Here is a 14,069-nt window from a genome sequence, read left to right on the forward strand (position 1 = left end):
CGAGGGTTCGACGGTGATGAGGTCATCCCTGCAACCGGTGCAGGGTTCTTGCTGATCATCGACGAATCTCGCAGGCCCACAGCGCTTCTGCCATTAGGTGGCCGCTCCGCGTGGGTGCCTGGTGTCCGTGCTGGGAAGGGCGGTTGGGAGAGCGAATCTTCTCTTCCGATTCGATCTTGGCCTTCCGTTCTTCCGTACGTCATTTGTACCCCGTGACGCGCCTCACATCAAGGGGTTGAGCGTCATCTTTTTCTTCGGAGCAGTCCGTAGGTGATCGCGCCGGCCGCAAGAGCGCTGAAACCTGCTGCCGCACTTGCCGCTACGGTCTTACCGGACGGGGTCTGGATCCGTGATCGCAGCGAGACCGGGTTGGAGAAGGTGAGAATCGGCCAGCCGCGGGATGCGGCTTCCTTGCGCAGCGCTCGGTCGGGGTTGACGGCCGTGGGATGCCCGACGGCGCGCAGCATCGGCACGTCGGTGATCGAGTCCGAGTACGCGTAGCTCGACGCCAAGTCGTAATCGTGTTGCGCGGCCAAGGAGTTCATGGCGTCGACCTTGCCCTCGCCATAGCAGTAGAAGTCGACCTTGCCGATGTACTTGCCGTCCACGGTCACCATCGTGGTGGCCATGCTGTGATCGGCCCCGAGCAGTTCTGCGATGGGGTGCACGATCTCGTCGCCGGACGCCGACACGATCACCACGTCGTGGCCGCGGAGCTTGTGGTCTGCGATCAGGTCGGCGGCTTCGGCGAACACGAGGGGGTCGACGATGTCGTGCAGGGTTTCGGCGACGACTGCTCGTACCTGTTCGACGTCCCAGCCGGCGGTCATGCTCGCGATGTGTGCGCGCATGCGCTCCATCTGGTCGTGATCGGCTCCGGAGAGCAGGAACAGGAACTGGGCGTAACTGCTCTTGAGAACGGCGCGCCGGTTGATGAGTCCTTGGTCGAAGAACGGCCTGCTGAATGCCAACGTGCTGGACTTGGCGATGATCGTCTTGTCGAGGTCGAAGAATGCCGCCACGCGCGCTGCGCGTCGGCCGGCCGGGGCGTCGTCGGTGCTCGCGCTCTGGGTCACGTTTGTCACCATAGTGGCCGGTGGTGACCGGTGGATGTTGCGCGGTGCCACTGGCGGACTCGGTCCGAAACCGTCGAGAAAAAGCGACGGTTGAACTTGCAAACAAGGAAGTCCACGGGTGTAGTATTTGCTATGAGCCCGGTTCATTCCGGGCGGTGTTCAGCCCGACCCCCCGGGGCTGAACCAGACGACCCTCGCCTCCTCCCCCCCTGGCGAGGGTCGTCCTCTTTTCCGGGTCGGGTCAAAAACTGGTACAGCAGTACCGGTATTCATCCACAGGCCCCGATCTATCCACATTTCCCCAAGTCGCGCGCACCTCGAGCAGATTCTCACGCAGGCTTGGCGCATGGAAACGGACCCGCGACAGCGAATCGCGCACCCGACTGTGGCGATGTCGATAGAACTTCGCGGACTCCGCGAGGACGTCTATCGAATAGCCGCGGCCGCGGATTGTGTTGTGGAAGAGCAGAACTTACTGGTCGGTATCGGTTCGGCACGGTCGATGTGGGACCGACTCGGAACAATTTTGGTCGATTTCGAGTCTGCAGAGACGGCATTGGCGTCCGGATTTTCGCGACGCTCGGGCGTCATTCTGGTCACGGCCGCGCAACCGACACTCGACGACTGGCGCATCGCCACATCGCTCGGTGCCGAGCATGTGCTCTCCCTGCCGCAGGACGAAGACGCACTCGTGCGCATACTCGGCGAACCCGCGTCGGTGCCGTCGGGAGACGGTGGAGTGATCGCCGTGGTCGGCGCTCGCGGCGGCGCGGGCGCATCGACATTCGCCGCCGCACTCGGACTCCGCAGCAGCCGCTCGGACCGACGTGCCCTCCTCGTCGAGGGTGATCGGTACGGCAGCGGCCTCGACCTGTTACTCGGCTGGGAGAACGCTCCGGGTCTGCGGTGGTCCGGCCTGGTCGTCGAAGGCGGCCGAGTCTCCGGCGACGCTCTGCACGGGGCGCTGCCTTCCCGCGGCGGGTTGTCGGTGCTGGCGCTCGGCCGATCCGAGGACCGGGGTGTCGAACTCTCGGCTGTTGCAGTGGCGGCTGTGGTCGATGCAGGACGCGCAGCGGGAGATCTGGTGGTGTGCGACGCTCCGCGTCATCCGAGCGACGTCTCCGACGCTCTGTACGCCGCGGCGGATCTCGTCGTGCTGGTACTTCCGGCCGAACTGCGAGCCGTGACGTCGGCTGAGACGGTGGCAGCGCAGGTGGTGGATCGAAACGCCAACGTCGGCCTGGTCGTTCGTGGGCCTGCGCCGGGTGGGCTGAGGGCAGACGACATCGCCGTCGCCCTGGGGCTTCCTCTGTTGACGTCGATGCGCGCCGAGCCCGCGTTGGCCGAGCGGCTCGAACGAGGAGGTCTGGTGCTTGGCCGACGTTCGCCGCTGGCCGCGGCAGCCGACGCTGTGCTCGATACGTTCGCGCACAAGCCCGGTGGTCAGCGGTGGGCGGCATGAGCGCCGTCGTCACCGCGGATCTGCTCGACCGCGTCCGTGATCGCTTGGCGGCATCGGCTGACGCTCCGGTTCCCGCGACCGTCGCCGCGGCCATTCGAGCGGAAGCAGGTGGAGTCATCGGCGACACCGATATGCTTGCGGCCCTTCGTGTTCTGCAGACCGAGCTGACCGGCGCGGGGCCGTTGGAGCCGCTGCTGACCGAGCCAGGGGTGACCGATGTACTGGTCACCGCACCGGATCAGGTGTGGATCGATCGTGGTCGCGGACTCGAGCGCACCGGCATCCGCTTCGCCGACGAGGCCGCCGTACGTCGTTTGGCGCAGCGGCTCGCGTTGTCGGCCGGCCGCCGCTTGGACGACGCGCAGCCCTGGGTCGACGGTCGATTGCCGGGCGTCGGGCAGGGGGCCTTCGGAGTCCGCCTGCACGCGGTGCTGGCTCCGGTGGCGAGCGGAGGAACGTGTGTGTCGCTTCGAGTGCTGCGTCCGGCGACCCAAGGACTCGCCGCGCTCCGAGCATCGGGAGCCGTGACCGCAGACGGGTACGAGCTGCTGCGTCGAATCGTGCTCGGTCGCCTGGCATTTCTCGTTGTCGGCGGTACCGGCGCTGGAAAAACTACACTCTTGGCCGCCCTTCTCGGAGAGGTGGATCCGGCTGAACGGATCGTCTGCGTCGAGGATGCCGCCGAGTTGGCCCCGGCACATCCGCACGTGGTCCGGCTGGTGGCCCGCGCGCCCAATGTCGAAGGCGTGGGTGAAGTATCGGTGCGGCAGCTGGTGCGTCAGGCCCTGCGAATGCGACCGGACCGGCTCGTGGTCGGTGAAGTGCGCGGGGCCGAGGTCATCGACTTGATGACGGCACTCAATACAGGTCACGACGGTGGAGCAGGAACCATTCACGCGAACTCCCCGGCCGAGGTACCGGCCAGACTCGAAGCCCTTGCGGCACTGGGCGGAATGGGCCGAGACGCGCTGCACAGCCAACTCGCCGCTGCGGTCCAAGTGGTGTTGCACGTCCACCGAAGTTCCGACGGTACTCGACGACTACGTGAGATCGGAGTGGTCGACGTCGATCCCACCGGGCGAGTGCACATCGCGGCGGCCTGGTCGGTGACTGCCGACGCGACGCCGGGTGAAGGTCGGCTCCTCGAACTGCTCGACCGCCGTTGCGGTGACGCCCGATGACGGCGGCGGTGATGGTCCTCGCCCTCGCGGTTGCCCTGTGGCCGAGCAGTTTCCGTCGGTTGCCTCGTGAAGAACGGGCGGCTTCCTCCGCGCCGCGATGGCTGGTGCCTGCATGCTGCGTTCTGCTTGCGGCAGGGGCGGCGTGGTGGCTCGGCGGAATCTGGGCCGTGAGCGCAGCAGCGGTGGCGGGCGGTACCGGATGGCGGCGATATCGTCGGCGACTCGAACGCGACCGGCGTGCCAACGAATTGAACTGGCTCGCAACCGGAGTCGAGGTGGTCATCGGCGAGCTACGCGTCGGATCCCATCCGGCCACGGCCAGCGCGGTCGCGGCGGACGAGTGCGGCGGAATCGCGTCGACGGCACTGCGCGGCGCGGCATCGCGCTCCCGACTGGGCGGCATGGCTGCGGACGGTATCGCCTCATCCGATTCGTTGTTGGACGCCGAGCTCGGCCGGCTGGCCGCCGCGTGGAGAGTGGCAGACGAACACGGGCTCGCGCTCGCCGAACTGCTCGACGCCGTCCGCGAGGACATGCTGGGACGCAGACGGTTTCGCGAACGAACCGATGCATCGCTCGCCGGTGCCCGTGCCACCGCGCTGGTTCTGGCCGGGTTGCCCATTCTCGGAGTCGCGCTCGGTCAGCTGATGGGAGCCGATCCACTGCACATTCTGCTCGGCGGTGGGCTCGGCGGAATGCTGCTGCTCATCGGCACGGGGCTGGGCTGTGCGGGACTGCTGTGGACCGATGCGATCACCGGCAAGGTGACGACGTGATGTGGGTGGCGGTGCTGTTTCTGGCCACGGCATCGATCACGCTGCCCTCGGTCTCGGGTGGGTTGCACAGGCTGGCATCCGAGCGCCGGGCGGGCACCGACACCGTCGATGTGCCGACACCCGACCCGCTCGCAGTGGCCACGACCTTCGATCTGCTCGCAGCCTGTCTGCGGTCAGGCTTGCCGATATCGACCGCCGCTGCGGCAGCGGCACATTCCGCTCCGACCTCGTTCGGTATCGCGCTCCGCAAGGCAGCCGATCTGCTCGAACTCGGTGCCGACGCCGCGACCGCATGGGACGCCGTCGCGCAGGATCCCGAGACCGAGGCTCTGGCCAGGATGGCCCGCCGATCTGCCCGGGCCGGGTCGTCCATGGCGTCGGCGATGACGGAACTCGCTGCGACACAACGAACTCGCGCCGAGGACGCGTCGGCTGCTGCGGCCGAACGCGCGGGTGTGCTGATCAGCGGGCCGTTGGGGCTGTGCTTTCTGCCTGCCTTCATCTGCCTCGGCATCATCCCCGTGGTGATCGGACTGGCGGGCAACGTACTGGGCGGCGGTCTGCTGTGACCGCCGCGCCGACAATCTTCCGCTGCGGAACTACCGCAGCGGACAACAGGGAGGGGAATCGAGATGATCGAGAATGCACTGCAGGAGTTGAAGACTCGAATCGTTCTGTTCGGCGTGGAGGACGATGGCATGTCGACCGCGGAGTACGCGATCGGGACCATCGCGGCCGCGGCGTTCGGGGCGGTGCTGTACACGGTGGTGACCGGCGACAGCATCGTCACGGCGTTGACGGGGATCATCGATCGAGCGCTGAACACAGCAGTCTGAGCCTGGCCGATGACGACGGTGCCGTGACGGTGGAGGCGGCGTTCGCGATCGCGTCCATCGTCGCGGTGATCGTGGTGTGCATCGGCGCGATCGTGTCGGTGACGTTGCAAGTCGGCTGCGTCGATGCGGCCAGGGAGGCAGCTCGGTTGGCGGCCAGAGGGGATACGGACCGGGCTGTGTCGGTGGGGGAGAGGGTTGCGCCGGAGGGGGCTCGCATCACGGTGACCGAGGACGGGGAGTTCTTCGTCGCGCGGGTGGAGGTGGCGAGTCCGCTGCCGGGATTGACGTTGTCGGCGGAGGCGGTTGCTGCTGCGGAACCGGTTGCAGCGGAATGAAGTTCGCTTTCTGGAGGGCGCTGCGTGATGAGGAGGGTGGCGCGACGGTGTTGGCGGCGCTGGCGATGTCGGCGTTGATCGTTGTCGTGGTGATGGTGATGCACGTCGGCTCGGCGGTGGGTGCACGTCATCAGGCGCAGTCGGCGGCCGATCTCGCGGCGCTGGCCGGGGCCGGGGCCCTCGACCGCGGGATAGCAGATGCGTGCGAGACGGCGCGGGGGCTGTCGGTGCGAATGGGTACGGAGTTGCGGGAGTGCACGATCGACGAGTGGGACGTGATCGTGACAGTGGGGCAGTCGGTGTTCCTGGGTCGCTTCGGAATGTCCGACGCCACCGCCTCGGCAAGGGCGGGTCCGGGGTGAGGGTCGCCCCGCTTGCCCGTCCCGGTCCGCCTCGCCCGCTGGCCGAATTCGCAAATGCGCGCGCGTTTGTCAGGTGCGCGGGGATTCGCCCCGTCTGGCCGGCGATTTCGCGAGCATTCAGCGAATGCGCGCGCGTTTGCCGTGAGCCTTTGCCGTGAACCCCGGCCTCGAACCCTGGCCTACAGCGGTCAGCGTGGTGTGAAGGTGCGGGCCCCGGACTGTAGAGGAGCGAATCGAGTGAGTTGAGTGACGTGCTCCGGGGTCAGTTCCGCGAGTGAATTGACCTGCAGCAGTTGCATGGTGCGGACTATCTCTTCGCGCAGGATCTCGATCATGCGGTCGACGCCGGCTCGCCCTCCGGCCATCAGGCCGTACAGGTACGCGCGTCCGACGAGGGTGAACGACGCTCCCATCGCGATGGAGGCGACGATATCGGCACCGTGCATGATTCCCGTGTCGACGGCGACCTCGAAATCGGAGCCGACTTCGCTCACCACCTGAGGCAGCAGGTGGAAGGGAACGGGGGCCCGATCGAGTTGTCGGCCTCCGTGATTGGACAGGATGATTCCGTCGACTCCCAGTTCGGCGAGACGGACCGAATCCGCCACCGATTGAACACCTTTGACGACCAGCTTGCCGGGCCAGATCTCCCGGATGACGTCGAGATCCTCGAACGAGATCGATGGATCCATCGCTGAATTCAGCAGCTCTCCGACCGTGCCGCCAGTGGAGGACAGCGATGCGAACTCGAGCTTGGCCGTGGTGAGGAAGTCCCACCACCACCAGGGCCGCGGGATGGCGTTGGCGATCGTCGACGCGGTCAACTGCGGCGGGATGGAGAATCCGTTGCGCTTGTCGCGCAGTCGTGATCCGGCGACGGGCGTGTCGACCGTGAACAGGAGGGTGTCGAAGCCTGCCTTCGCGGCGCGTTCGACCAGCCCGAACGAGATGTCGCGATCTCGCATCACATAGAGCTGGAACCAGTTTCGTCCGTTCGGATTGGTGGCCTTGACGTCCTCGATAGACGTGGTGCCCAGCGTCGAGAGGCAGAACGGGATTCCAGCAGCTCCGGCTGCGGCAGAACCGGCGTATTCGCCCTCGGTCTGCATCAGGCGGGTGAATCCCGTCGGTGCGATGCCGAACGGGAGCGCGGAAGGCCCGCCGAACACCGTCGTCGAGGTGTCGACGTGAGAGACGTCCCGCAGGATCGAGGGGTGGAATTCGACGTCGCGGAAGGCCTGACGAGCCCGCGAGAGCGAGATCTCGGCGTCGGCGGCACCGTCGGTGTAGTCGAATGCGGCTCGTGGGGTGCGTCGACGAGCGATGGTGCGGAGATCATCGATGGTGAGTGCGGCGCTGAGGCGTCGGCGACGGAGGTTCAGATCGGGCTTTTTGAACGAGAGGACCTCGCGCAGGTCGGTCGCTTTGGGCGTCTGCCGGGTGATGGGCATGTCACGTTCTCGATTCTGTGGGCTGATTGCGGTGAGTGGTGGTGACGACGGGTCAGGGCAGCATCCAGGCCAGGACCGAACTCTGGAGTCCGACCAGAAGGCAGATGGCAAGCAGCAGGCCGAGACTCCACCCGATGACCTTTCTGAATATCTCGGACTCTCGCCCGACCAACCCCACCGCGGTCGCGGCGATGGCGAGATTCTGCGGGCTGATCATCTTTCCCACCACACCACCCGAGGTGTTGGCGGCGACCAGCAGGGTGGGGTCGATGCCGGCGTTGATCGCCGCAGTCTGCTGCAGCGTCGCGAACAACGCGTTCGCGCTGGTGTCAGAACCGGTGACCGCGGTTCCCAGCCACCCGAGAATCGGGGAGAGGTAGGCGAAGAATGCGCCGGTGCCGGCAATCCAGGTTCCGATGGTGATGGTCTGCCCCGACTGGTTCATCACGTAGGCGAGCGCCAGAACCGCGCCCACCGTGAGTGCGGAGAATCGCAGTTTGATCAGGGTGCTTCCGAACAGCCGGGCGGCGTCGGGAGCGCTGACGCGGTAGACGGCGGCGACGATGACGCCGCAGATCAGGAGCAGTGTTCCCGGCGTGGACAGCCAGGTGAACTTGTAGATGGTGGTGGTGGCAGGGGAACCGGCGGCCGTGAGGATGTTGCCGTCGAGACCGGGCCACGGTACGGCGATGTCGGTCGAGGCGAGGAACCTGGCGACCGGGGACCACAGTTTGGCCACCGAGAACACCGCGATGACGAGAAGGTATGGGAACAGTGCGAGCCACACTCGTTGGGTCGTCAGCGGCGCGGCCTCGATGGTGCGGGTGGCGACCGGTGCAGGCGTGATCGGCGCAGTGCCGGAGCTCCCCGAATCGAGGTCCGCATCTCGGGCCAGGAGGATGCGTTCGCGGGCCGCGTCGGATCCGGTCGGCTTCCAGAACCGCAGAACCACGACTGCTGCGGCGATGCCAGCGAGCGAGGCGATGATGTCGGTCAGCTCGACCGAGATCCAGGTTGCGCTGACCCACTGCGCGACGGCGAACATGACACCGACGGCCAGGGCGACCGGCCACGTCTGGGCGACGCCGCGTCGACCATCGGTCAAGAACGCGATGAACAGCGGTACGAACAGGGCGATGAACGGGGTCTGGTGGCCCACGTACGCGCCGATCTCGTGGTAGTCGATGCCCGTCAAGTTGCCGGCGGTGAGGATAGGAATGCCGATGGCGCCGAAGGCGACCGGCGCGGTGTTGGCGAGCAATACGACGACGGCTGCGCGCATCGGAGCGAAGCCGATAGCCAGCAGCATGACACCGGTGATGGCGACGGGAGCACCGAATCCGGCGAGGGCTTCGAGTAGTCCGCCGAAGCCGAACGCGATGATGATCGCCTGGATACGCGGATCGTCGGAGATGGCATCGATGATGCGGCGCAGGTCGTCGAATCGTCCGCTTGTCACGGTCAACTCGTACAACCAGATCGCACAGATCACGATCCACACGATGGGAAACAACCCGAAGGCGAAGCCCTGTGTGGCCGACAGCCCGGCCAGATTCACCGGCATGTCGTAGGCCAGAACCGCCACTGCCAGCGCGACGACGAGCCCGGCCAGACCGGCGAAGTGGGCTTTCCAACGAAGAAGGCCCAGCGTGACGAAGACCGTCAACAGCGGCAGGCACGCGACCGCAGCGGACAATCCGATGCTGCCCGCGAGCGGTTCGAGATCGGGTGTGTACACGGCTACTCCATTCAAGACCTTCAAGGTGTGTGAGGTCTGACCACATGACGAATGATATGGATCACACTCGATGGGGTCAAGAGGCTCGAGGCACAGACCTTCTTCTGGTTGGATGACCGTTATGGCTGACGACGCTGAACGGGCGCAGAACGATCCGCTTCCGTGGAAGCCGGTCCGGCGCGCCCGCGCGCACGAACTGGTCATCGACGCGATCGAGGAGCGCATCATGGCGGGCGATCTCCGCGTCGGGGATCCGCTGCCGCCCGAGCGGGAGTTCGCAGCTCAGCTCGACGTCAGCCGGGCCGGGGTCCGTGAAGCGGTACGCGTTCTCGAGAGCAGTGGGATTCTGCGGTCGTCACCGGGTTCGGGTCCCGGAGCAGGCACCTTCGTTGCGGCTCTGCCGCGGCCCGCGCTTACGCGTCTCCTTCGTTTGCACGTGGCGTTGGCCAACTTCAGGATCGACGACTTGCTCAGCACGCGAGTGGCGCTCGAGCGGGCCAGCGTTCACCTCGCCGCCGTGGCCCCCGATCAGGACAAGCTCGCCCAGGCCAGGGATGCTGTGGAGATAATGGCAGCGCAGGGTGTCACCCGAGAGGTGTTCAACGACGCGGATACGAACTTTCACATCGCCTTGGCCGAGGCGTCGGGCAACGACTTCGTTGCCTCCCTCACGGCAGCAATCCGGGAATCGATGCGCGCGCCCATCCTCGCCGCCCTGTTGGAGATCGAGGATTGGGACTCGTTGTCCGACAAGCTGAACGCCGAACATCGGCAGATTCTCGCCGCCGTCGAAGCCGGTGACGCAGAGCTTGCAATGAAGTCGGCCGAAGAACACATCCGGTCGTCCGCTGCGGCCCTGTCCATTCGCAACAGCCCGGAACCGACGTAGCATCGGCTGTCGCAGATTCGGGTGCCCGTCGACCTACGGATAGATGACGAATTCCGCAGTGAGCCCGTGAGTTCGAGCCTTGCGCCCAGACGCCGCGAATGCGCGCGCGTTTGTCAGATGCGCGCGATATAGCCCCGTTCAGCAGTCGATTTTGCACGCGTTCAGCGAATGCGCGCGCGTTTGCGCCCATCACTGGACCGGCGCTGAACCGGCGCTGAATCGGAATCCGTGGGCTCAGTCCTCCCGAGTGATGGCCGCCAGTACCGCCGTCAACACTCGAACAGCACCGTCTTTGTCCAGTGGATCGTTGCCGTTTCCGCATTTGGGTGATTGCACACAGGAGGGGCAGCCTGTTTGGCATTCGCACGAGACGATGGCGTCTTTCGTGGCCGTGAGCCAATCGGCGATGGCCACGTGACCGCGGTCGGCGAAGCCTGCTCCGCCGTCGTATCCGTCGTAGACGAACACCGTAGGCAGGCCGGTGTCGGGGTGCAGAGCCGTCGACACTCCGCCGATGTCCCAGCGATCGCAGGTGGCAACGAGCGGCAGCAGTCCGATGGCGGCGTGTTCGGCGGCGTGCAGTGATCCGGGGAATCGTTCGTACGGAACTCCGCTGTGCTCGAGCAACTCCGGGGTGATGGTGTACATGACGGCCCTGGTGTCGAGTGTCTGTGCGGGCATGTCGAGTTCGATGGAATCGAGTACCTCGCCCGAGAGGAGGCGTCGGAGATAGCCGACAACCTGTTGAGTGACGTTCACCTGCACGAGCGCGACGCGTACCTCGCCGTAGTCGACGGATTCGTGTACCGCGGTGATCGAGATGTCGGTGATCTCGCGCGCGGAGGTGTTCCACTCGGGTTGCTCGGCGTGCACCAGCGCGAGACCGGTATCGAGATCGAGTTCGTCGACCACGAACGACTCACCCTGGTGAATGTGGACGGCGCCCGGGTGGGCGGTGGCGGGCGCTCTGCCGCCGTCGACGGTGCCCAGCATGCGACCGGACTCGCCGTCGACGATGGCCACCTGCACCCCGGTGCCGCCGCGAATGTTCACCGCACCGTGCGGCGACAACTGCTGCCCCTCGGGAGTGATGAACCACCCGTGGGGTCGCTTGCGCACATAGCCTTTCAGTTCGAGTTCCTCAAGCACCGATTCTGCGCTCAGCTCCTCGGCCTCGACGAGGGTGATCGGCAGTTCGACTGCAGCGCAAAGCAACTGCGGAGCCAGGATGTACGGATTGGTGGGGTCGGTGACGGTGGCCTCGACGGGCTTGTCCAACAGAGCCGCCGGGTGATGCACCAGATATGTGTCGAGTGGATCGTCGCGCGCAACGAGCACCAGCAGCGAGCCCTCCCCGCGTCGTCCGGCCCGGCCGCCCTGCTGCCAGAACGACGCGACGGTGCCGGGAAAGCCGGCGACGATCACCGCGTCCAAACCGGCGATGTCGACGCCCAATTCGAGCGCATTGGTGGTGGCTACGCCGAGCAACGTGCCGTCGGACAGATCGGATTCGAGTTTGCGCCGATCTTCGGCCAAATATCCTGCGCGATAGGCGGCGACGCGTCGTATCAATTGCGGATCGACGTCGGCGAGAATTCTCTGGGTCCCCAGCGCGGTCACCTCGGCTCCGCGCCTGGACCGCACGAACGCCAGAGTTCGCGCGCCCTCCACCAATAGGTCGGCCATGATGCGCGACGCTTCCGCGCCTGCGGATTTCCTTACCGGAGCGCCGTTTTCGCCGGTGATCTCTTTGAGTAGCGGTGGTTCCCACAGTGCGACGGTGCGGGCTCCGTGCGGGGATCCGTCTTCGGTGACTTCCGCGCACGGCGCTCCGATGAGGCGACTTGCGGCGCGTCCGGGTTCGGAGGTCGTGGCGCTGGCGAGAACGAACACCGGCGATGCTCCGTACCGTGCGCAGAGGCGTCGTAGCCTGCGGAGCACGAGCGCGACATTGGATCCGAAAACTCCACGGTAGTAATGGCATTCGTCCACCACCACGTAGCGGAGGTTGCGGAGGAAACGCGACCACCGCTCGTGCGAGCCGAGGATCCCGAGATGCAGCATGTCGGGATTGGTGAAGATCCAGCGCGCGTTCGCGCGGGCCCACTGACGAATCTCGATCGGCGTATCGCCGTCGTACGCGCTGGGAAACACCTCGGCGAGTTCGTCTGATACCGAACGTAACTCGTCGGTGATCGAGATCGTGGTGCGCAGCTGATCGGCACCGAGGGCCTTGGTGGGGGCCAGATACAGCGCGGTCGCTCGGGCATCGGCGGACAGCGTCGTGAGGATGGGGAGTTGATACGCCAGCGACTTACCCGACGCGGTACTGGTCGAGAGCACCACATGACTGCCCTCGGCGGCGAGTGTTGCCGCACGTGCCTGATGCGTCCAGGGTTGTGAGATCCCACGAGAGGTGATCACCTGCACCACTTCCGGGCCCACCCACGACGGCCAGGAGGAGAACTGCGAGGCGCGTGCCGGCAGTTCGGCGACGTGGGTCAGCGGGCTCTCGCTCGAAGGCGATCCCGCCAATACTCGATCCAGCAACCGCTGTCCGTAGCTCCCGGCATCCGCACCGCTGTGCGGATGATTCTCGATCACGGGCCTCCATGCATTCGTTCGATCTACAAGCGCCGTCGGGCTGTTCGCGACATCCCCATGCTAGCGGGAACCTGCTCAGCTCCTTCGCGCCCTGGTGGAAGCAGCAATTCGCTTGTCGGATGTTGTCCGTTTCTACAACACGGACAAAATGTTCGAAAACGGTCGACTTTCGACTGTTGCGAACGCGGAGTTCATGGTTCACTTGACGCGGTCGCAGCTTCTGTGTTCGTTCTACGCTCGCAGGATCTAATGTTGCGGGCGCGGTACTGGAAGAGCTCGTCCGTCAGGGGGAATCCTGAGGGGGATTCGTAGAAAGTGCAGCGGTCGGAACCGGCCCGATGGACCGAAAGTGCGCTCCATCGAATCCGGTGTTAGAAAGAGAAGGAAAAGCATGGCACAGGGAACTGTGAAGTGGTTCAACGCCGAAAAGGGCTTTGGATTCATCGCACCAGAAGACGGCTCCGCTGACGTCTTCGTTCATTACTCCGAGATCCAGGGCAGCGGCTTCCGCACCCTCGAGGAGAACCAGCGCGTCGAGTTCGAGGTCGGCCAGGGCACCAAGGGTCCTCAGGCCACGGGCGTTCGCGCAGTCTGATTCTCTTCTCTTTGGAGTCGAGAACCGTCATCCCCCTTTTCATCGGTCCTACAAGGCCGATCGAAAAGGGGGATGTTTCGTTTTCCACGAACCACCGGGGAGCGCCGAAAGCCGTGAGCGCGGGCGTCGATGTCCTAATGTCCATGCTGTGAACCAGCTGTCCTTCTTCTCCGCCGAGTCGTTGCCGCCCGCGGTGACCGATCTCAGTGGGCTGCTGGCTGCCACCGGCCATGTCGTCACCTCGGCGGGTGCGGCCCGAATTTCCGTCGTGGTCGACGCTCAGTGGCGCGCGGATGCCATCGCCGAACTCATCGAACAATGCGGTCTGACGCCGGAGCTCGGTCGATCGGAAGAGGACAGGCCTCTGGTGCGTACCGCGTCGGTGCCCGAACTGTCCGCTTTGGCGTCTCTGTGGACCAAGGGCGCTGTCAAGGCCGTCCCGCCCGGTTGGGTACCGGGTTCTCGCGAACTGCGCGCCTGGGTGCTCGCGTCGGGTCGTCCCGAGGCGGAGGGGGAGCGGTACGTGCTCGGTCTGGATCCGCACGCGCCGGAAACTCACGCCGTCCTCGCCCAGTCGCTGATGCGCGCGGGCATCGCGCCGACGCTCATCGGCACGCGTGGGTCCAATCCTGGCCTCCGAATCACCGGTCGACGCCGGCTGCTGCGGCTCACCGAGAACGTCGGCGAGGCTCCACAGAACGTGGACGCACGTACCAATTGGCCCCACGCCGAGTAGGCCGATCTGTGACTGATCTGCGAGTATT

Annotated in this window: 14 protein-coding genes; 10 read left to right on the forward strand and 4 right to left on the reverse strand. The window is 65.6% G+C overall.

Going from position 1 to position 14,069, the window contains the following annotated elements:
• Positions 1–242: 242 nt before the first annotated feature.
• A complete protein-coding gene (locus tag R3P95_RS24135) occupies positions 243–1,088 on the reverse strand; it encodes an HAD family hydrolase (protein WP_373454860.1) in 846 nt (281 codons plus the stop codon).
• A gap of 334 nt (positions 1,089–1,422) precedes the next feature.
• Here R3P95_RS24135 and ssd point away from each other — a divergent pair, with 334 nt between their 5' ends.
• The 7 genes from ssd (at position 1,423) to R3P95_RS24170 (ending at position 6,028) form a co-directional block, all read left to right on the forward strand.
• Positions 1,423–2,538: a septum site-determining protein Ssd gene (gene ssd, locus R3P95_RS24140; protein ID WP_317549712.1), complete on the forward strand. Its 1,116-nt coding sequence runs from the start codon at positions 1,423–1,425 to the stop codon at positions 2,536–2,538.
• The gene (locus R3P95_RS24145; protein ID WP_317549713.1) at positions 2,535–3,719 is read left to right on the forward strand and encodes a TadA family conjugal transfer-associated ATPase; all 1,185 of its coding nucleotides are present in this window, start codon (positions 2,535–2,537) and stop codon (positions 3,717–3,719) included. Before ssd ends, R3P95_RS24145 begins: the two co-directional genes overlap by 4 nt.
• On the forward strand, positions 3,716–4,495 hold the full coding sequence (locus R3P95_RS24150) for a type II secretion system F family protein (protein ID WP_149407308.1): 780 nt from the start codon (positions 3,716–3,718) through the stop codon (positions 4,493–4,495). Before R3P95_RS24145 ends, R3P95_RS24150 begins: the two co-directional genes overlap by 4 nt.
• The gene (locus tag R3P95_RS24155; protein WP_262498543.1) at positions 4,492–5,064 is read left to right on the forward strand and encodes a type II secretion system F family protein; all 573 of its coding nucleotides are present in this window, start codon (positions 4,492–4,494) and stop codon (positions 5,062–5,064) included. Before R3P95_RS24150 ends, R3P95_RS24155 begins: the two co-directional genes overlap by 4 nt.
• A 63-nt stretch (positions 5,065–5,127) precedes the next feature.
• Positions 5,128–5,331, forward strand: coding sequence for a DUF4244 domain-containing protein (locus R3P95_RS24160; RefSeq protein WP_068054150.1), 204 nt, complete (start codon positions 5,128–5,130; stop codon positions 5,329–5,331).
• A gap of 23 nt (positions 5,332–5,354) precedes the next feature.
• On the forward strand, positions 5,355–5,666 hold the full coding sequence (locus tag R3P95_RS24165) for a TadE family type IV pilus minor pilin (protein ID WP_317549714.1): 312 nt from the start codon (positions 5,355–5,357) through the stop codon (positions 5,664–5,666).
• Positions 5,663–6,028, forward strand: a complete 366-nt coding sequence (locus R3P95_RS24170) for an Rv3654c family TadE-like protein (protein WP_149407310.1) — start codon at positions 5,663–5,665, stop codon at positions 6,026–6,028. The genes R3P95_RS24165 and R3P95_RS24170 overlap by 4 nt, the downstream gene beginning before the upstream one ends.
• 188 nt (positions 6,029–6,216) lie before the next feature.
• Here the strand turns inward: R3P95_RS24170 and R3P95_RS24175 are convergent, their stop codons facing one another.
• Together R3P95_RS24175 and R3P95_RS24180 are read right to left on the reverse strand one after the other, a co-directional pair.
• Entirely contained in the window at positions 6,217–7,479 is a 1,263-nt protein-coding gene (locus R3P95_RS24175) for an alpha-hydroxy acid oxidase (protein WP_317549715.1), read from the reverse strand.
• Between the two features lie 52 nt (positions 7,480–7,531).
• Complete coding sequence (locus R3P95_RS24180) at positions 7,532–9,217, reverse strand: L-lactate permease (protein ID WP_317549716.1); 1,686 nt, start codon at positions 9,215–9,217, stop codon at positions 7,532–7,534.
• 121 nt (positions 9,218–9,338) lie between these two features.
• Here R3P95_RS24180 and R3P95_RS24185 point away from each other — a divergent pair, with 121 nt between their 5' ends.
• Positions 9,339–10,106 (forward strand): FadR/GntR family transcriptional regulator, encoded by a 768-nt coding sequence (locus R3P95_RS24185; protein ID WP_317549717.1) that lies wholly within the window; start codon positions 9,339–9,341, stop codon positions 10,104–10,106.
• A 234-nt stretch (positions 10,107–10,340) separates the two neighbouring features.
• Here R3P95_RS24185 and R3P95_RS24190 read toward each other — a convergent pair whose 3' ends face one another.
• On the reverse strand, positions 10,341–12,710 hold the full coding sequence (locus tag R3P95_RS24190) for a DEAD/DEAH box helicase (protein ID WP_317549718.1): 2,370 nt from the start codon (positions 12,708–12,710) through the stop codon (positions 10,341–10,343).
• Positions 12,711–13,101: 391 nt separating this feature from the next.
• Between R3P95_RS24190 and R3P95_RS24195 the strand changes: the two genes are divergently transcribed.
• Entirely contained in the window at positions 13,102–13,305 is a 204-nt protein-coding gene (locus R3P95_RS24195) for a cold-shock protein (protein ID WP_005248460.1), read from the forward strand.
• 148 nt (positions 13,306–13,453) lie between these two features.
• Positions 13,454–14,041, forward strand: a complete 588-nt coding sequence (locus R3P95_RS24200) for a hypothetical protein (protein WP_037187885.1) — start codon at positions 13,454–13,456, stop codon at positions 14,039–14,041.
• Positions 14,042–14,069 lie beyond the last annotated feature (28 nt).

This window comes from Rhodococcus cercidiphylli (assembly GCF_033042225.1).
Classification (GTDB): Bacteria; Actinomycetota; Actinomycetes; order Mycobacteriales; family Mycobacteriaceae; genus Rhodococcoides.